Raw genomic sequence first — 19676 nt, forward strand, 5'->3', positions numbered from 1 at the left:
GGCGTTCTATATTGTATCCGTGTAAGTCGTCGTGTTACGACTCTTTCCTGAACGATTATCTCATTAATTATGGCAGACTGATGAAAGTAGTCACTCAAGTTGCAGAACAGCGTAAAACGCTGGAACAAGCGGTTGCACAGGCTTTGGAATTGGCCCGTGTGGGTTCTGATGCGGCCGAAGTCGCTGTAAGTAAAACCACCGGAATTAGTGTCAGCACTCGCTTTGGTGAAGTGGAAAATGTGGAGTTCAACAGCGATGGTGCGCTGGGAATTACTGTTTATCACCAGCAGCGTAAAGGTAGCGCGTCTACCACCGATTTAAATCCAGATGCAGTCGCCCGCACGGTGCAGGCTGCGCTGGATATTGCTCGTTACACTTCACCTGATCCCTACGCTGGCGCGGCAGATAAATCGCTGCTGGCTTTTGAGGCGCCTGATTTGGACCTGTTCCATCCGAGCGATTTGGATGCAGAACAAGGTATCTTGCTGGCCGCCCGGGCGGAGCAGGCTGCATTGCAGGCCGATAAGCGGATTACCAATACCGAAGGTGGCAGTTTTAACAGCCATTATGGCATCAAGGTGTTTGGTAACAGCCACGGCATGTTACAGAGCTATTGCTCAAGTCGCCATTCGCTTTCCAGCAGCGTTATCGCTGAACATAATGGTGATATGGAGCGAGATTACGCTTATACCATTGGCCGACGGATGGAAGATTTAGCCAGCCCGGAATGGGTTGGTGAGGAGTGCGCTCGTCGTACTTTATCCCGCTTATCGCCACGTAAACTGCCGACCATGCAATCACCGGTGCTGTTTGCCGCTGAAGTGGCGACCGGCTTGTTTGGTCACTTGGTTTCGGCGATCAGCGGCGGCAATATCTACCGTAAATCGACCTTCTTGCTCGATCATTTGGGTAAACAGATTTTACCTGAGTGGTTAACTATTGAAGAGCACCCACATTTACTGCGTGGTCTGGCTTCGACCCCGTTCGATAGTGAAGGTGTGCGTACTTTACAACGGGAAATCGTTAAAGATGGGGTACTGCAAACCTATCTGTTGACCAGCTATTCAGCCCGTAAACTGGGGCTGCAAAGTACCGGTCATGCTGGTGGTATCCATAACTGGCGTATTGCCGGTCAGGGGCAGGATTTCGCCGGGATGCTGAAGCAATTGGACAAAGGTTTGGTGGTAACTGAACTGATGGGCCAGGGAGTCAGTACCGTAACCGGTGACTATTCCCGCGGCGCGGCAGGTTTTTGGGTTGAAAACGGTGAGATTCAGTATCCAGTCAGTGAGATAACGATTGCCGGTAATCTGAAAGATATGCTGCGTAATATTGTCAGCGTAGGCAGTGATATCGAAACCCGCAGTAACATTCAGTGTGGCTCTGTTTTATTACCTGCGATGAAGATTGCGGGCGAATAACATCGTGTAGCTTCACACCTAAAGCTGGCATTGGTTGCTGGCTTTTTTTTTGATTTTTATTCAGCCCTCATCTCATTTCTTAATTGATTACAAGAAATCATTGTCAGTTTCAGTGTCTATTGCCTATGTTAAGTGTGAGCAATGTACTAATGATCAGTATTTCAATAACAATAATCCCATCCCCAATTTGGTCTTGCTGCGAAACCCTGCTGCAACACCACGTTAGAAGGGTATAGAAGGAATGTGAGCATGGGTAAGAAAATGATGGCGTTAATGGCGGCGGTGTTACTCAGCGCCAGCACTTTAGCGATGGCTGCCAGCGTGGCTGATAACATGGAAACCATTGCTGATAATTACGGCAAAGTGTTGAAGGCTGACTCTACTGATGTGATGAAGCAAGGCTTGCAGGCGATGCGTGCAGCGGCGCAGGATGCACAAAAGGGCATACCTACCAAGTTGAAGAGTAAAGGCGAGGGTAGCGCGGAGGTGAAGGATTTCCGTCATGGTTTGGACTTATTTATCGGGCAGATTGATGGTGCGCTGGCATTAGCGAATCAAGGCAAGCTCGATGAAGCTAAAAAAGCAGCGCAAGACTTTAAACCGACCCGCGATACCTACCATAAAAAGTATCGTTAATAATCCCTTTCACCCGAATCACTGACTTGAGTCAGTGATTCGGGGCTTGTCCATTTACCGCCTGGCGGTAACGCCAATGGCTTTGGTAATAGTGTTAGCGGTGATATTCACCGGCTGCTTCTGGCTGGTACAGCAGTTCTAACACAGTAATGCGGGCTTCATCCCCACCTGGTAGCTTCCAACTAATTTCATCATTGACGTGCAGCCCCAGCAATGCCGCGCCCAGCGGAGCCATCACGGAAAGTTGTTCGTTACTGTCTTGTAGCGATGCCGGATACACCAGCGTGCGGATATGCTCTTCCTGGTTATTCAGATCGCGAAAACGCACACGGCTATTCATGGTCACCACATCTGCCGGAATGGCGTTTGGTGGCAGAATTTCTGCACGATCCAGTTCTTCATTGAGCGCTTGAGCGACCACTGTACCGGCAAAAGCCGGTTGCGCCAGTAACGCATCCAAACGTTCAGCATCCAGCTCGTTAATCGTGATGGTTGGCTTGGTCATACCACTCTCCAATTCAATTTCAGCAAAACATAAAAACAACACCCCCACGCCATAGGAGAGGGGGTGTTAGAAAATAGCTTAATATTGATCTGATATTAGGCGCTTCTGACTAGAAAAGAAAGAGATCAGGATCACGAACTTTTTTCCACTACAAACCGCACTGACGTATTTATATAAAAGTTATTTTGTTGTTAATGATTAAGTTAACTATCTAACAGGCGTTTTTTGCGAAAGTGATCCCACCGGTACATTACATTTCCACTTTGAACTGGAAAAAAAGCCGCTACACAGCTATTCCGCTTGCAGGTAGGGTGATGTTACAGCGCAGAGAGAAGATAACTGAACTTATCTTTATCATCAGAAAGTTGTTACAGACCTTAAATAATTCGAGTTGTGGGTAGGCGGCAAAGGAGTGAGTCCCTGAAGTAAATCACTAGGGCGAGAAAACGTAGCCAACGGCCCTACAACCTGAAGTATGACGGATATAGCAAAAATAGGGGATTGCCAGCGTGAATGATGTAGCCGCATTAAATGCCGCCGAGGAACCTGGAAAAGAAGAGGTAATGATTATTACTGAGCGGGTATTAGCTGAAATTACCGCAATGTTAAATAGTGAAAATATTTTTACCAATAAAGTTCAGCAACAAATGTTGACATCACATATCCGTGCCATGGTATTGCGTTCCATAACTGGTGAGCCATTACCTGAAGTGGATAAATCATTATTTGATGAGATTTCAGCACATTCGATGCAAATGGCCCAGCAAGTGGTCGATAAATTTGCCAATTTGCCCATTGAAGAAGCCTATTTGTTGTCGGTGCATTTTGAAGTAGCGAAAGACAATAACCCATAAAACAGTGATCTGGAGAAGTGACTATGAGTCAAATTACCGTTGTGATTGGCGACCGTTTAGGTAAAGGCCAAAAAGTGGGCCAGGGTGTTGAATTGGCTGGTGGCCGCGTAGTGGTTATTCCCGGTGTTGCCGCAGACATGAAATTGGGTGATGTGATGAACAGTGAAAAAGCTGACTTTGGCATTTCATTCTGCGGCAGTGGCGGTGCGGGCGCTATTACGGCGCAAAATAAATATGGTTACAAAGCAAAATACGGCATGCGTTCTGTTGAAGAAGGCGTGACGGCAATAAATGAAGGCTGCAAAGTGCTGGGCTTCGGATTTATGGATAAAGAAGAATTAGGCCAGAGATTAGTCGACGCTTATATCAAGAAATACGGTCAACCGTAATGAAAGAGCAATATACCACTCAGGTGCAAGTGAAAGGTAAAGGCGATACTAAGGAAAAAGCTTTCGCTAATGCACTCGGTAATGTCCAGAATACGGTGTTGAAATCGACACAAAATATTCTGTTACGGATTGAGCCACAAGACGTAAAAGTATTAAACGCAGAATTATCAGTTAAAAATGAGAAGTTTTTATTCTTTTTCCTGCCGCGTGAAAGAAAGACATATAGCGTTGAATTAGATATTACCGTGAACGTGACAATTATTAATACGGATAAGGTCGTCTTCATATCTAAATGAAAAGGATATACTGATGTTTCTAATCATTCTTTTTAAGTCGATTATTATCGGCGGACTGGTCGGTGTGGGGGTAGGTGTTGGGGCCGCCCGTATGTTTCATGCACCGACAATACAGGGGATGGGGGCATTTCGTACCCTGGGCGAACTGAACTCATGCGAGGGAGATCCTGCATCGCACTTCTCCTTTGGATTAGGTTTCTTCTTCAACGCCTGGGCCTCTTCGGTGGCAGCAGGTGCCTTTACTCAGGACGTCGACCACCGCATCATTCCTAACTGGGGTGCCGCCGCATTAATGATTAAAAATCGTAATGTAGCGGAAACCATGCATAACCCGAAAAAGATGGCAATTGCCTGCGGGATTATCGGGGTTATTGTTGTCAGTTTCCTAAACACCACTGCTTCTGCGGTACCAGCAGCATTACAGGTTACGGCCATTAAAGTATTGGTACCAGCAGCAAATATTCTGGTTAACACCGTGATGCCGGTTATTTTCTGGCTGGCGGCTATTGATGCCGGGCGTCGCTCTGGTTTCTGGGCCACTATTTTTGGCGGGTTGGCTCAGCTAATTATGGGTAACGCTGTACCTGGTCTAGTGTTGGGTATTTTAATTGGTAAAGGTGTTGAGGAAAGCGGCTGGAATAAAGTGACTAAGATCATGATGACAGTGATTGTTCTGTTATTTGTGCTCAGTGGTTTCTTCCGCGGATTCGATCTGAAATTCCTGGAGTCATTTAGCCTGAGCGCGCCGGTTTGGCTCGATACCATTCATAACGCATTGAGCGGAAAATAATACAACGAGAGGAGCTTGATGATGGATGAACAAACCAAGAATAATTTCTGGTATGCCGACTGGTCATTTCCGATCTTTGTAGGATTATTATCCTCCGGCGTATTTGCGGGTACTCATATGTATTATTTATATGGTATCGGTGCATTTAACGAAGTGGCATTTGTTTCAATGCTACGTGCTGGTATGGATACCGGTGTTTATGGTGCGGTGGCGGCATTTGGTGCCAGCTTCTTATTCGCCCGTATTATTGAAGGTTCGCTTGTCGGTATTTTAGATATTGGTGGCGCGATTCAAACCGGTGTTGGTCTGGGTGTGCCAGCATTATTACTGGGCGCCGGATTTGTCTTCCCGGTGGCTAATTTTGCCGCCTCACTGGTAACCGGCCTGATTATTGGTTTAGCTATCGGCTATCTGATTATTTTGGCGCGTAAATTTACGATTAACCAAAGTAATTCTACTTATGGTGCCGACGTTATGATGGGGGCCGGTAACTCCTCTGGCCGTTTCCTCGGGCCATTGATTATCCTGTCAGCCATAACAGCATCAATTCCAATTGGGATTGGTTCTTTAGGTGGCGCTTTACTGTTTTATCTGTGGAATAAACCAATTACCGGCGGGGCGATTTTGGGTGCCATGATTTTAGGGTCTATTTTCCCAGTCGCTATTTCATGATGTCAGGGGTAAATATTCAAATTACCGGATATTTACCCTGCTAACACTGCTGCAACGTCAAGTAAGAAGGACATAATGGAGAATAAAGATAATGTATGACTTTATTATCACACGCGCACTATTAGTTGACGGCCGTCAGGTTAATATCGTAATTAATGATGGAAAAATTGTGGCCGTCGATGCGGCTATTACCACTGAAGATAATAATCAAGCCGAGCCTTCAGTTTCTTGCGCTAAAAAAATGTTGGATTTGGCCGGGAAATATTACATCAGTGCTGGCTGGATTGATTCCCATGTGCATTGTTACCCCGCATCTCCTATTTATCATGACGAAGCTGATTTGGTCGGAGTCGCCAGTGGCGTGACGACGGTGGTGGATGCCGGCAGCACTGGTGCCAATGATGTGGATGATTTTTACCGCCTAACCCGTACCGCCAAAACCCATGTTTATGCTTTTCTGAATATTGCGAAAACCGGCATCGTGACGCAAAACGAATTAGCGGATATGGCGCAGATTGATAAGCAAAGTGTCAGTCAGGCTATTGCCCGTAATCCTGGTTTTATTATCGGTATTAAAGCCCGCATGAGCAGCAGCGTGGTCGGTAAAAACGGCATTAAACCGTTGGTGCGAGCCAAAGAGATTCAACAAGAAAATAATCAGCTACCCTTGATGGTACATATTGGCAATAACCCGCCGGACTTGGATGAGATTGCCGACTTGTTAACGCAAGGCGATATTATTACTCACTGCTATAACGGTAAGCCCAATCGTATTCTGACCCCTGCCGGGACCTTGCGTGATTCTATTCAACGCGCATTGAAACGCGGTGTATTACTGGATGTTGGGCATGGCAGTGCCAGTTTCAGCTTTGATGTTGCCGAACTGGCCATCAAGCAAGGTATTTACCCGCACACCATCAGCTCCGACATCTATTGTCGCAACCGTATTAATGGGCCAGTGCACAGCCTGGCGACGGTGATGTCCAAATTTTTCACCCTCGGTTTGAGCCTTAAACAGGTTATTGCTTGTGTGACAGAAAATGCCGCGCAAGCCCTGAATTTGACTCACAAAGGGATGCTGGCAACGGGCTATGACGCTGACCTGACGATTTTTGAGCTGAAACAGCAACCTCAGCTATTCAGTGATTCAGAAGGTAAATCGCTTACCGGTGAGACATATCTGGTGCCACTGGCGGCGGTCGTTGCTGGTGACGTAGTATTAACTGACGAAGGGAAGTCAAAAGATGTCTTCAGTCTATGAAAAATACCAGTTAAAACATGTAATTAATGCTTCTGGTCGCATGACGATGTTGGGCGTTTCAACGCCACGGCAGGATGTGGTTGAGGCGGTAGATTTGGGCCTAAACCATTACTTCGAAATGAAAGATTTGGTCAATAAGACCGGTGCTTACATTGCTGATTTGCTGAATGTTGAGAGCGCGGTGGTTGTCTCCTGTGCTTCTGCCGGTATTGCTCAGTCGGTCGCTGCGGTGATCGTGAAAGATGATGCCAATTTACTGGTTAATCTACATGCTGCCCCGCGCGCAGTGCCACACGAAATTGTTCTGCCGAAGGGCCATAACGTTAATTTCGGTGCGCCGGTCGATACCATGGTGACGCTGGGGGGAGGCAAAGTGGTGGAAGCCGGTTATGCCAACGAATGTTTACCGGAACAGTTGGAAGCGGCGATCACGCCAAATACTGCGGCGATCTTGTATATAAAATCCCACCATTGTGTGCAAAAAAGCATTCTATCCGTTGAGCAAGCGGTAGTGATTGCGCGCAAGCATCAATTGCCATTAATTGTTGATGCGGCCGCAGAAGAAGACTTGCAATGTTATTACCAGATGGGTGCAGATTTGGTGATTTACAGCGGTGCCAAAGCTATTGAAGGGCCAACCAGCGGGCTGGTGTTAGGCAAGAAAACCTATATTGATTGGGTGAAGTTGCAATCAAGTGGTATTGGCCGGGCGATGAAAGTGGGTAAAGAGGGTATTCTCGGCCTGACCCGTGCTATTGAAAGCTATATGACGCTGGAAAAAGAGACCGGCCAGCAAATGGTAGAAAAAATGACACCATTTATCAGTCAGTTAAATACCATTGACGGCGTGTCTGCGAAAGTGGTTTGGGATGCTGCCGGGCGTGATATTGCCCGTACTGAAATCAGTTTTGATGAAGCTAAAATGGGGCGCTCGACACCGGATCTGGTGGATGCGCTGAAAAATGGCGATATTGCTATCTACTTCCGCGCCTATAAAGCTAATGAAGGCAAAATTGAAGTGGATGTGCGCAGTGTCACGCCATCACAACTCGAGATAATTTATACCTGCATTAACCGCCTGGCTAAGGGAGCCTGACCAATGAAACTGACCCCGAATTATTACCGTGACCGGGTGTGCCTGAATGTGTTAGCCGGTTCAAAAGAGAATGCACGCGAGATTTATCAAGCCGCTGAAGGCCATGTCCTGGTGGGGGTGCTATCGAAGAACTATTCTGATGTCGACAGCGCAGTCAAAGATATGCGCGAATACGCGGCTGTTATCGATAATGCCCTGTCGGTAGGGTTGGGCGCGGGGGATCCGAAGCAATCAACAATGGTCAGCCAGATTTCACAGCAGGTGCAACCGCAACATGTGAATCAGGTATTTACTGGTGTTGGCCCAAGTCGTGCTTTATTGGGGCAGCATGATACTGTGGTGAATGGCTTGATTTCACCGACCGGCAAAGTGGGTTACGTAAATATCTCCACCGGGCCACTCAGTTCACAGCAAAAGGAAGCGATTGTTCCAGTGACCACCGCCATTGCTATGTTGAAAGATATGGGCGGCAGTTCGCTAAAGTTTTTCCCAATGAACGGGCTGGACTCTATCGATGAATACCGTTTTGTGGCTGAGGCTTGTGCTGCTACCGGCTTCTGGTTGGAACCCACCGGCGGCATCAGTCTGGATAATTTTGAACAAATCGTACAAATTGCACTGGATGCTGGGGTAACGAAAATTATCCCGCATATCTACAGTTCGATAATCGACAGCAAAACGGGCAATACTCGCCCAGAAGATGTGCGAACCTTATTAGCTATCGTGAAAAAAATAGTACCGTAATTATTTGATTTACCTTATATAAAATCACTAGCGGTGAAGGCCTGTGTTGCCGTGTGAGATAACGCTCCCCCTCTGGCCATGGTGGCGGGGGGATGCCCATACACCCTGAATAACGGAGTGGAGCAGTGAGATTTCCCTATCAACGTCTGGCCTACATGTTCGATGCATTGCAATCGGAAACGCTGCCTCAGGATGAGCTGGCGAAACGTTTTGCGGTTTCGACACGTACCGTGCGGGCAGATATTACGGCGTTGAATGAGATCCTTGAACATTATGGTGCGCACTTTATCCATAACCGTGGCTTTGGCTACCGATTGATGATCGATGATGCTGAACGCTTTCGTGCTCTACAGCAGCAAAACCGCAAAATGCACCTAACCCCGCGAACTGCCAATGAGCGAGTGCATTACCTGTTAATCCGTTTTCTGACCTCTGCTTTTTCATTGAAGCTGGAAGATTTAGCTGATGAATGGTTCGTTAGCCGTGGCACATTGCAAAATGATATGGCTGAGGTGAGAGAAAGGCTAAACCGATACCATCTGACGATTGAAACCAAGCCACGCTACGGCATGAAATTGTTTGGTGCCGAGTTGGCTGTCCGCACGTGTTTGACCGACCTTTTGTTTCAGCTACATCTGCAAGATGCTGATAACCCATTATTAAAAAATGAGTTTCTTAACATTCAGACTATCCCCGAATTAACGGGATTGCTGCATGAGCTATTGGCGCAATATGCGGTACGGCTAACTGATGAGGGTGAGCACTACCTTATTTTCTACTGTGCTGTGGCGATAAAACGCATCGCCGACGGTTATCCGTTATCAGATTTTGATGCCGAAGATGTGGATGAGGCGGTCAAACTCGCCTCCGGCCGTTTGGCAAATGAGTTGAAACTATTATCGGGCAAAGACATTTCGGCAGCAGAAGAAGCGTATTTGCGGGTCAATATTGCCGCCCGCCGAGTGCAAGTCAGTCAGCCTGGTACCAGTCGCCCCAGTGAAATCAACGCCGATGATGAAGAGACATTGGTGGATTACATCCTCTCTTATATCAACGCCCACTATAACTACAATTTGCAGGGCGATAAGCAGTTACGAATTGATTTACTCACCCATATCAAGACCATGATTACGCGGGTGAAGTATCAGATAACTATCCCTAATCCATTGTTATCCAATATAAAACAGCACTATCCGATGGCTTATGACGTAACACTGGCGGCGGTATCCAGTTGGGGCAAATATACGCCTTATAGCTTGAGTGAGAATGAGATAGGCTATCTGGTACTGCACATTGGTGTTGGGTTGGAACGCCATTACAATATTGGTTATCAACGTCACCCACAGGTGATGTTGGTGTGTGATACCGGTAACTCCACTACCCGAATGATTCAGGCACAGATTGTTCGTAAGTATCCGCAGATCGTGATGACACAAACCATTTCCCTGCGTGATTACGAAAATCTCGACCATATCGACGAAGATTTTATTATTTCTAATTCACGTCTGGCGGAAAAGAATAAGCCGGTGGTAGTAATGTCACCGTTTCCGACTGAATATCAGTTAGAACAACTGGGTAAGTTGGTGCTAGTGGATCGCACTCGCCCTTATATGTTGGAAAAGTTTTTCGACAGTAATCATTTTATGATTATCGACCAGCCGATGACACAAGAGCAGTTATTTAAAAAAGTGTGCAGTCAGTTGGAAGAGGAAGGGTTCGTTGATGCGGACTTTTACCCATCGGTGGTGGAGCGTGAGGCGATTGTCTCCACTATGCTGGGGGAGGGGATTGCACTGCCACACTCACTCGGCCTGTTAGCCAAAAAGACCGTGGTGGTTACCCTGTTGGCTCCCAATGGCATTGCCTGGGGTGATGGTGAGGTAGCCCATGTCATTTTCCTGTTAGCTATCAGTAAAACTGACTATGAAGAAGCGATGGCGATTTACGACTTGTTCGTTACTTTTGTGCGAGAGCGTTCAATGAGCCGTTTATTGAGCAGTCAGCATTTTGATAGCTTCAAGGCGATAGCGATTGATTGTTTGAGTCGAATTTGAGTTATGCCAAAGCAAATTTCTAGCGATGGAATAGAAAAGGCTATCCGTGAGTGGTAGACAGCCGTTGAAAAACCGAGGGGCGTTGGGGCGTATCAGCTATGTAGTGATACGGGTTCTGGTTTGTACAATTTAGTCAGATTTGAAATATCGATGCTCTCTTCTGCTTTCCCTAGATCGTAAGCCGCCTGGAGGCGGAGCCACATTGCCGGAGTGCTTCCCAGAACTGCCGTCAGTTTCACAGCCATTTCCGGTGAAAGCGCGGAGTGACAGGAGACAAGCCGCTGCACCGTGGATGGCGCAACACTCACGCGGTTAATAATCAAATCACTGCCAGCCATATCTCCTCACAAACCACCCTTTAACCAACTGCGTTGTCACCATATAGCCGGTTAGGATCACTATCAGCCATGGGAAGTAAGAAAGTGGCAGCGCTTGTAATTGCAGGAACCCAGCCAGTGGAGAGAAGGTTAGCCCGATACCAATAACCACCACCGCCAGTGTCATTAGACACAGCGGCCAAGAGGCACGGCTCTGGATGAAGGGAATTTTACGGGTACGGATCATATGCACAATTAAGGTCTGGGACAGCAGTCCTTCAACAAACCAACCGGATTGGAATAATGTCTGCATTTCTGGCGTATTGGCTTTAAATACCCACCACATCAGGCAAAAAGTCAGTACGTCAAAAATAGAACTTATCGGACCAAAAAACACCATAAATCGCCCCAAATCGCCGGCGTTCCAGCGTTGTGGCTTTGCCAGTTGCTCTTCATCAACGTTATCGAATGGAATAGCAATCTGCGAAATATCGTACAGCAGATTCTGGATTAACAGATGGAGTGGCAGCATGGGTAGGAAGGGCAAAAATGCGCTAGCAATCAGGACGCTGAAGACGTTACCAAAGTTAGAGCTGGCAGTCATCTTGATGTATTTCAGCATGTTGGCAAATGTGCGGCGGCCTTCAATTACCCCTTGCTCCAGCACCATCAGGCTCTTTTCCAACAAGATGATATCGGCGGCTTCTTTAGCAATATCTACTGCTGAATCCACCGAGATCCCAATATCAGCAGCACGCAGTGCCGGTGCATCATTGATGCCATCCCCCATAAAACCGACCACATGACCGGCATTACGCAGGTTCTGTACGATACGTTCTTTGTGTATTGGTGTCAGCTTGGCGAACACCGTGGTGGTGCGGGTGGCCTCCGTCAGTTGTGTCTCCGTCATCTGTTCGATATCACTGCCACGCAAGACATGCTCGACAGATAATCCAACATCTTTACATACCTTACGCGCAACTAACTCGTTGTCACCGGTAAGAATTTTAACGTTAACGCCATTGCGTTTTAGTGCCAGCAGCGCCGGCGCTGTGCTCTCTTTCGGCGGATCGAGAAAGGCGATATACCCTTCCAAGATCAGGTCATATTCATCAATAACAGCATAATCCTGCTGATAAGCTGGCATGATACGGGTGGCAACCGCCACCACTCGCAGTCCTTGCTGGTTCTGTTCATCGGTAATGCGGCGGATGCTTGCCAACAGCGCGTCGGTCAATGGGATAATTTCACTCCCTTGGCGGACATGACGGCAAATGGACAACATCTCTTCCAGCGCGCCTTTACAGATAAGTTCGTGATAATCTGCTTTATCGCTGACCACCACTGACATGCGACGGCGTTCAAAATCGAATGGGATTTCATCGATTTTGCGGTAACCCGCCAGCGTATCGGCTGCCCGAGATTCTGAGTCTTTTGACTCAACCATGGAAGATAACACCGCGACATCCAGCAGATTTTTCAATCCCGTTTGGTAATAACTGTTGAGCCAGGCGTAGTGCAGCACCCGCTCACAATTGGCCCCAAACACATCGGTGTGGCTTTCCAACACAATTTTATCTTGCGTCAGGGTGCCGGTCTTATCGGTACACAGAATATCCATCGCGCCAAAGTTCTGAATAGCATCTAAGCGCTTGACGATCACTTTCTGCCTGGACAGTTTCACCGCCCCTTTTGCCAACGTCGACGTGACGATCATCGGCAGCATTTCCGGGGTTAAACCCACAGCAACCGAGAGCGCGAACAGCGCGGCTTCCCACCAGTCACCTTTGGTAAAGCCGTTTATCAACAACACGATAGGTGTCATGACTAACATAAAGCGAATCAGCAACCAACTGACTTTACTGATGCCACTCTGGAAGGCATTAGGTTGCTCATCCTGATGCGTTACACGCTCTGCCAGCAGACCGAAATAGGTTTGGTTACCGGTGCCCACCACGATAGCCAGTGCCGAACCGCTAACGACATTGGTGCCCATAAAGCACAGCGTGTCTCGTTCGAGTGGATTTTGTTCCTCACACTCACGGCATTGCGCCACTTTCTCAACCGGCAGTGACTCACCGGTTAAGGCGGCCTGACTGATAAACAGATCTTTGGCCACCAGAATACGTAAATCCGCCGGGATCATATCGCCCGCAGATAGTTTGATGATATCGCCAGGCACTAACTGAGAGATCGGTAGCTCACGATGCTCGCTCTTGCCCGTATGGGCATCACTGCGCACCACGGTTGCGGTATTGCTGACCATGGCTTTTAAAGCATCCGCAGCGCGGTTAGAACGTGCTTCCTGGATAAAATGCATCAGGGTGGAAATTAACACCATGGCACCAATCACCAATGCGGCGGTCAGGTCTTCGGTGGCGTAGGAAATCAGAGCCAGAATGGTGAGCAGCAAGTTAAACGGGTTGCGATAGCAGTGCCATAAGTGGACCCACCAACTGGTAGCTTGCTGATTTTCAATGAGATTACTGCCATTTTGCAGGCGAATGGCTGCTGCTTCTTGTTCCGTTAACCCTTCGGGGTGGCTCTGAAAACGCAGATAAAGTTGTGGTGGCGTTTCATTCGCGCACTGCAAACGTTGTTGAGTCAGCGCTGCGGGCAAATCTTTTGTCGCACTTCCCTGCGGCAAGCCATCTAACATGGTTTCCCGGCGAATTAGGCGGCGAGGCAGGTTACGGCTCAACACATTGAGCAACTGCCGGGTGAAATTTTTAACTTGCATGGTTTGAGCCTTACTGTCATGTCACAAAGCCGTTTGTCGGACGGTCTTTATGTTGCGCCCACGGCAAATCTGCCGTAGAGAGAGCAAAAACATCATCAGCAGAAACTAACGCAAGGACGTGCGTAGTGACCGCTTATCAGATTGTTATCCGATAAAGCAGCCACCCTGAATGGGGAATTACCTTACCGGACACACCAAAAGGTGTAGGTCGAGGGAACAGGGTCCACTGGGTAATTAACCTCCGGTTTTATTTAAAGATTGTTAGCGGCTGTCTAACAGCTAAACAGACATTAAACCGCATCACTGTTCTCGCCACGCCAAAGACCACCCCGACGGTAAGATATGCCGTTAGGGCAGTAATATGCTGCGAGTCATTGGGATATCATGCGCTGAGTCTGATTCTGCGCATGCTAGACTTCCCACAACTTCGGTAATATAAATAATCAGTTTATTATATGTTTCCAAACCTAAACATTAGGTAAACCATGCAAAACCGTTTGACCATAAAGGACATTGCCCGCATGAGTGGAGTTGGAAAATCCACGGTTTCACGGGTATTGAATAACGAAGGTAGCGTCAGTCCACAAACTCGTGAACGAGTGGAAGCTGTCATCCGTCAGCAGGGATTTACCCCGTCCAAATCAGCCCGAGCCATGCGGGGTCAGAGTGATAAAGTTGTGGGTATTATTGTCTCGCGTCTGGATTCGCCATCTGAAAATCAGGCGGTGCGCACGATGCTGCCACTGTTCTATCAGCAAGGTTATGACCCTATCCTGATGGAGAGCCAGTTTGATCCTGAATTAGTCAGTGAACATTTACATGTGTTGCAACAGCGCCATGTAGATGGCGTCATTTTGTTTGGTTTCACTGGGTTAACCGCAGAAATGCTCTCGCCATGGCAGGAACGAATGGTGGTGCTGGCGCGCGAGTATGCGGGTTTTTCTTCCGTATGCTACGACGACGACGGGGCAGTGCGCTTGTTAATGGATAAATTACGTCACGCGGGGCATCGGCATATTAGCTATATTGGCGTGCAGCCGTCGGATGCCACTACCGGTATGCGTCGTCATCAATCTTATCTTGATTACAGCCAACAACATGGCCTGCTACCGACAGTTGCACTGGGTGAACTGAGTTATCAAAGTGGCTTCCAGCTCGCACCTCAGGTGATAAAACCCGATACCTCGGCGCTGGTGTGTGCCTCTGACACTATCGCTATGGGGGTGAGTAAGTATTTACAACAGCAGAGCCTGCAACACATTCAGGTCTGCGGCATTGGTAATACACCGCTGTTGCACTTTTTGTTCCCAAATACCCTGTCAGTCGAGCTGGGTTATGGCACCGCAGGAGTGAAAGCCGCCCAACAATTACTTGATCAACTTAATCATAGTCAATCAATTCAACAAATTATCATTCCTGGTCAACTGGCCTGATTCTTCTTTTCTCGACGTGATGCTATCTGAAATCCCACCCTGTGTGGTGGGAGTGCGTGATGGGCGAACCCATGGTTTACGGCCAATAACATCATAAAAAGTTGTCAAATTGTGATCTCTAACGCAAGTTGGGAACGTTCCCATTCCATAAAAATCAATACATAGCTAATCTTTAATGAGCTGTATATTTAACAGGCTATCGATGTATTTTTTCTTTAAGACTGACCCTACTGCTTTTATTAAGAAAAACGAATAAGTCGCACGTTATCTCACCTTTACGAAAGGTACGTTGAAATGAGCAAAGTAAAACAACAAGATATCGATCAATTGATCGTACTGGTGGGAGGCAGAGATAATATTGCCACCGTCAGCCACTGCATTACCCGGCTACGCTTTGTGTTGAATGACCCCTCTAAAGCTTCACCTAAAGAAATTGAAAATCTGTCGATGGTTAAAGGTTGCTTTACTAATGCCGGGCAATTTCAAGTGGTTATCGGGCCTGAAGTTGACGATTACTATCAAGCGCTGATTGCTAAAATTGGCCTGAATGAAGTGGATAAAGAGCAGACCAAACTGGCTGCACGGCAGAACATGACTTGGTTTGAACGTGGTATTTCTCACTTTGCCGAGATTTTCTTCCCGTTGCTGCCAGCGCTGATCAGCGGAGGCTTGATTCTTGGCTTCCGTAATGTGATTGGCGATATTCCGATGTCTGATGGCAAAACGCTGGCACAGATGTATCCGGCATGGAAAACCATTTACGACTTTCTCTGGTTGCTGGGCGAAGCCATCTTCTTCTACCTACCGGTGGCTATCTGCTGGTCGACAGTGAAGAAAATGGGGGGCACCCCGGTATTGGGGATTGTGTTGGGTATCACCTTGGTATCACCACAACTGATGAATTCCTACCTGCTGGGGCAACAGATCCCCGAAGTTTGGAACTTTGGCTGGTTTACCATTGAGAAAGTAGGTTATCAGGCACAGGTCATTCCATCAATTTTGGCGGGTTTGGCGCTGGGTTGGATTGAAACTAATCTGAAGAAAATCATTCCAGCCTATCTTTATTTGGTGGTGGTGCCGGTAGTTTCCCTGTTGCTGGCGGTATTCCTCGCCCATACGCTTATCGGGCCATTTGGTCGCATGATTGGTGATGGTGTGGCCTGGGGAGTGAAAGCTGTTATGACAGGCAGCTTCGCGCCGATTGGTGCCGCACTGTTTGGCTTCTTGTATGCGCCGCTAGTCATTACCGGTGTGCATCAGACCACGTTAGCCATTGATATGCAGATGATTCAGAGCATGGGCGGTACACCGGTATGGCCGCTGATTGCGCTGTCTAACATCGCACAGGCATCTGCGGTATTGGGCATTATTATCATTAGCCGCAAGATCAATGAGCGCGAAATATCGGTACCTGCGGCAATTTCAGCCTATCTGGGTGTCACAGAACCGGCAATGTACGGTATCAACCTCAAATATCGCTTCCCGATGTTGTGCGCCATGATTGGTTCTGCGTTGGCGGGCCTCATTTGTGGTCTGACTGGGGTGATGGCGAACGGTATTGGTGTCGGTGGCCTGCCTGGTATTTTATCCATCAAACCACAGTTCTGGGCGATTTATGCTGTGGCAATGTTAGTGGCGATCGTGGTGCCATTGGTGCTGACTATACTGGTTTACAAACGTAAAGAGAGTCGTGGCGAATTACCGGTCTAAATCGTATTTCTCCGCCAAAGGTTATCCTGTGGCGGAGCTGTTTCTTTAATTTTCTCTGTTTTTACTACGAATAAGAGTCTGCTATGAATAATCCTATCCCTTGGTGGCAAAACGGCGTCATTTATCAGATTTACCCGAAGAGTTTTCAGGATAGCACCGGTAATGGCTATGGTGACCTGGCTGGCGTGACGCAACGGTTGGATTATCTGCACAAACTCGGCGTTGATGCCCTCTGGTTGACACCGGTTTATGTCTCGCCACAAGTGGATAACGGCTATGACGTTGCCGACTACTGTGCCATTGACCCTGCTTACGGCAGCTTAGATGATTTCAAAACTTTGGTTGCGGCTGCTCATCAGCGGGGTATTCGTATCGTAATGGATATGGTGTTCAATCATACCTCGACTGAACATGCCTGGTTTAAAGCATCAGCGGAGCGCAACAGCCCGTACCGTCAGTTCTATATTTGGCGTGATGGTGAGGGTGATAATTTACCGAATAACTGGCGCTCGAAATTTGGTGGTAATGCCTGGCAATGGCATGCTGAAAGCGGCCAATATTATCTGCACCTGTTCGCTACCGAGCAGGCGGATCTTAATTGGGAGCACCAGCCGGTACGTGATGAACTGAAGAAAGTGTGCGAGTTTTGGGCTGATATTGGTGTGGATGGTTTGCGCCTGGATGTAATTAATCTGGTATCCAAACAGCAAGACTTCCCGGATGATTTTGCGGGTGATGGCCGCCGTTTCTATACCGATGGCCCCCGTATCCACGAATTTTTACAAGAAATGAGCCGTGATGTGTTTCAACCGCGCGGCCTGATGACAGTTGGCGAGATGTCGTCCACCCGCCTTGAGCATTGCCAGCGTTATGCCGCATTGGGCGGGGATGAGCTGTCGATGACCTTTAATTTCCATCATCTAAAAGTGGATTATCTTAATGGGGCCAAATGGTCGCTAATGCCGCCGGATCGGGTGGAACTCAAACAGATATTTAACCAGTGGCAGCAGGGGATGCATAACCGTGCGTGGAACGCGTTGTTCTGGTGTAATCACGACCAGCCGCGCATTGTATCGCGCTTTGGTGACGAAGGTGCACTGCGCGTGCCAGCGGCCAAGATGCTGGCAATGGTGCTGCATGGTATGCAAGGTACGCCATATATCTACCAAGGCGAAGAGATTGGCATGACCAATCCTAATTTTACCTCGATTAATCAATACCGTGATGTCGAAAGTCTGAATATGTTTGCTGAGCTGAGTGCACAAGATCGCGATCCTGACGAGTTATTAGCGATTCTGGCAGCCAAATCTCGTGATAATAGTCGTACCCCGATGCAATGGGATCGCAGCCGTAATGCCGGTTTCAGTCAGGGAACCCCATGGATCGAACCCTGCAGTAACTATGCTGAAATTAATGTTGATAGCGCGCTGGCTGATGCTGACTCGGTGTTTTATGCCTATCAATATTTGATAGCCCTGCGTAAACAACATGATGTGTTCACTTTTGGTGACTATCGTGATCTCTGCCCGCAACATCCAGAGTTGTGGTGCTACTTGCGCCACTGGCAGGGTAAACAGTTGTTGGTGGTGGCTAACCTGAGCGGTGAACCGCAACAGTGGCAGCCAGAGGAGATTGCGCTGGACGGTAACTGGCAATTGTTGATGAGCAGCTACGGCGAAAGTGCTTTCCAGCCGCAGGAGATGGTGTTGCGGGCATATGAGGGGATTTATTGGGTGAGGGAATGATTTAGTTCAGATCAGTGGCTTCTCTCCTTGCTCGGCAGCTCAAATGTGCTTTTAACTTCAAAGGCCAATTCAAAACAAAACGCTATGGTTTTGATTCTGAATCTCTTTTGACGTTGAGCGTAATCAGGAATATTGCCGACGAGGATGGAGGCCGCAATGGTTAGGTGAACACTGAATGCATATCAACCGAAACCAGAGCCTATCCATCACCAAAACTAAATCACTCTCCCAGCTTTAGCGCGGGTAACTGCGCAAAAATACTCACTAGCCCCTCGCCCCAGCCCTTACGGATCATCATAAAGTAGGGGTGATCTTCGGTGATGCGATATTGCTGTTCGGTACTGAAACTATCGAGTGAATAGATCATCACATCTAGCGGTAAACCGACGGATAAATTACTGCGCAAGGTTGAGTCCATCGAGATCAACGCGCACTGCATGGCCTGATCCAACGTGGTGTGGTAATTCAACACCCGATCAATAATCGGTTTGCCGTACTTACTTTCGCCAATTTGAAAATAGGGCGTGTCCTGCGTGGCTTCAATAAAGTTACCCTGCGGATAAATATGAAACAGCCGCAGTCCTTCACCTTTAATTTGCCCGCCTAACAACAGGTTACAGTTAAAATCGGTTCCGCCGCTGTTTTGCTGCGCACCGCTGTCTCGGTTAATCACCTCGCGCACCGTCTCGCCCAGAAGTGTTGCGGCCTCATACATCGAGCGCACATTCAGCAGGTTAGTTTGTTCCGGGTCCAGACAGCGGCGTTGCAGCAAACTGACAATACTCTGTGTGGTTGCCAGATTCCCCGCACTTTGCACCACCAGCGTTCGTTCACCCTCTTGCTGAAACAGGTGTAATTTGCGAAAAGTGGAAATATGATCCACCCCGGCATTGGTACGGGAGTCAGAGGCAAACACTAACCCGGATGACAGCCGCATGGCCACACAGTAGGTCATAACACAGTATCCTTAGAGCCTTATCTCATTAGGGCTATTTTATTTGTCAGAAACGCGG

At 48.0% G+C, this 19676-nt stretch carries 18 protein-coding genes; 14 read left to right on the top strand and 4 right to left on the bottom strand.

All coding sequences use genetic code 11. The annotated features are described in order from the left end of the window. Positions 1-80 precede the first annotated feature (80 nt). Both A6J66_019260 and A6J66_019265 read left to right on the top strand, forming a co-directional pair. The gene (locus tag A6J66_019260) at positions 81-1421 is read left to right on the top strand and encodes a metalloprotease PmbA (protein PNM26109.1); all 1341 of its coding nucleotides are present in this window, start codon (positions 81-83) and stop codon (positions 1419-1421) included. Between the two features lie 249 nt (positions 1422-1670). After that, positions 1671-2057 (top strand): cytochrome B562, encoded by a 387-nt coding sequence (locus A6J66_019265; GenBank protein PNM26110.1) that lies wholly within the window; start codon positions 1671-1673, stop codon positions 2055-2057. A gap of 94 nt (positions 2058-2151) precedes the next feature. Here the strand turns inward: A6J66_019265 and A6J66_019270 are convergent, their stop codons facing one another. Further along, positions 2152-2562 (bottom strand): nucleoside diphosphate kinase regulator, encoded by a 411-nt coding sequence (locus tag A6J66_019270; protein PNM27081.1) that lies wholly within the window; start codon positions 2560-2562, stop codon positions 2152-2154. 509 nt (positions 2563-3071) lie between these two features. Here A6J66_019270 and A6J66_019275 point away from each other — a divergent pair. From A6J66_019275 to A6J66_019315, 9 genes are all read left to right on the top strand, one after another. After that, positions 3072-3416, top strand: coding sequence for a PRD domain-containing protein (locus tag A6J66_019275; protein ID PNM26111.1), 345 nt, complete (start codon positions 3072-3074; stop codon positions 3414-3416). Between the two features lie 23 nt (positions 3417-3439). Next, positions 3440-3805 (top strand): hypothetical protein, encoded by a 366-nt coding sequence (locus A6J66_019280; protein ID PNM26112.1) that lies wholly within the window; start codon positions 3440-3442, stop codon positions 3803-3805. Beyond that, positions 3805-4101 (top strand): cytoplasmic protein, encoded by a 297-nt coding sequence (locus A6J66_019285; protein PNM26113.1) that lies wholly within the window; start codon positions 3805-3807, stop codon positions 4099-4101. The genes A6J66_019280 and A6J66_019285 overlap by 1 nt, the downstream gene beginning before the upstream one ends. A 13-nt stretch (positions 4102-4114) precedes the next feature. Continuing rightward, entirely contained in the window at positions 4115-4891 is a 777-nt protein-coding gene (locus A6J66_019290; protein ID PNM26114.1) for a hypothetical protein, read from the top strand. A gap of 18 nt (positions 4892-4909) precedes the next feature. Next, on the top strand, positions 4910-5563 hold the full coding sequence (locus A6J66_019295) for a hypothetical protein (protein ID PNM26115.1): 654 nt from the start codon (positions 4910-4912) through the stop codon (positions 5561-5563). A gap of 91 nt (positions 5564-5654) precedes the next feature. Then, entirely contained in the window at positions 5655-6824 is a 1170-nt protein-coding gene (locus A6J66_019300; GenBank protein ID PNM26116.1) for an amidohydrolase/deacetylase family metallohydrolase, read from the top strand. Beyond that, positions 6808-7920 (top strand): SelA-like pyridoxal phosphate-dependent enzyme, encoded by a 1113-nt coding sequence (locus tag A6J66_019305; protein ID PNM26117.1) that lies wholly within the window; start codon positions 6808-6810, stop codon positions 7918-7920. Before A6J66_019300 ends, A6J66_019305 begins: the two co-directional genes overlap by 17 nt. A 3-nt stretch (positions 7921-7923) precedes the next feature. Then, positions 7924-8664 carry an oxo-acid lyase gene (locus tag A6J66_019310; GenBank protein ID PNM26118.1) on the top strand — a complete coding sequence of 247 codons (741 nt, stop codon included), beginning with the start codon at positions 7924-7926 and terminating at the stop codon, positions 8662-8664. Positions 8665-8789: 125 nt separating this feature from the next. Continuing rightward, positions 8790-10718 carry a PRD domain-containing protein gene (locus A6J66_019315; protein PNM26119.1) on the top strand — a complete coding sequence of 643 codons (1929 nt, stop codon included), beginning with the start codon at positions 8790-8792 and terminating at the stop codon, positions 10716-10718. A 92-nt stretch (positions 10719-10810) separates the two neighbouring features. Here A6J66_019315 and higA read toward each other — a convergent pair whose 3' ends face one another. Both higA and mgtA read right to left on the bottom strand, forming a co-directional pair. Next, positions 10811-11056: an addiction module antidote protein, HigA family gene (higA, locus tag A6J66_019320; GenBank protein ID PNM26120.1), complete on the bottom strand. Its 246-nt coding sequence runs from the start codon at positions 11054-11056 to the stop codon at positions 10811-10813. Beyond that, complete coding sequence (mgtA, locus tag A6J66_019325) at positions 11043-13775, bottom strand: magnesium-translocating P-type ATPase (GenBank protein PNM26121.1); 2733 nt, start codon at positions 13773-13775, stop codon at positions 11043-11045. Before mgtA ends, higA begins: the two co-directional genes overlap by 14 nt. 485 nt (positions 13776-14260) lie before the next feature. Between mgtA and treR the strand changes: the two genes are divergently transcribed. The 3 genes from treR to treC all read left to right on the top strand — a co-directional run bounded on the left by treR (position 14261) and on the right by treC (position 18663). Continuing rightward, positions 14261-15208 (top strand): HTH-type transcriptional regulator TreR, encoded by a 948-nt coding sequence (gene treR, locus A6J66_019330; GenBank protein ID PNM26122.1) that lies wholly within the window; start codon positions 14261-14263, stop codon positions 15206-15208. 294 nt (positions 15209-15502) lie between these two features. After that, entirely contained in the window at positions 15503-16918 is a 1416-nt protein-coding gene (locus A6J66_019335) for a PTS trehalose transporter subunit IIBC (GenBank protein ID PNM26123.1), read from the top strand. Between the two features lie 83 nt (positions 16919-17001). Further along, a complete protein-coding gene (gene treC, locus A6J66_019340) occupies positions 17002-18663 on the top strand; it encodes an alpha,alpha-phosphotrehalase (protein PNM26124.1) in 1662 nt (553 codons plus the stop codon). Between the two features lie 220 nt (positions 18664-18883). Here the strand turns inward: treC and A6J66_019345 are convergent, their stop codons facing one another. Next, a complete protein-coding gene (locus tag A6J66_019345) occupies positions 18884-19618 on the bottom strand; it encodes a peptidase (protein ID PNM26125.1) in 735 nt (244 codons plus the stop codon). Positions 19619-19676: the final 58 nt, after the last annotated feature.

Origin of the sequence: Yersinia enterocolitica (assembly GCA_002082245.2) — a bacterium.
Classification (GTDB): domain Bacteria; phylum Pseudomonadota; class Gammaproteobacteria; order Enterobacterales; family Enterobacteriaceae; genus Yersinia; species Yersinia enterocolitica_E.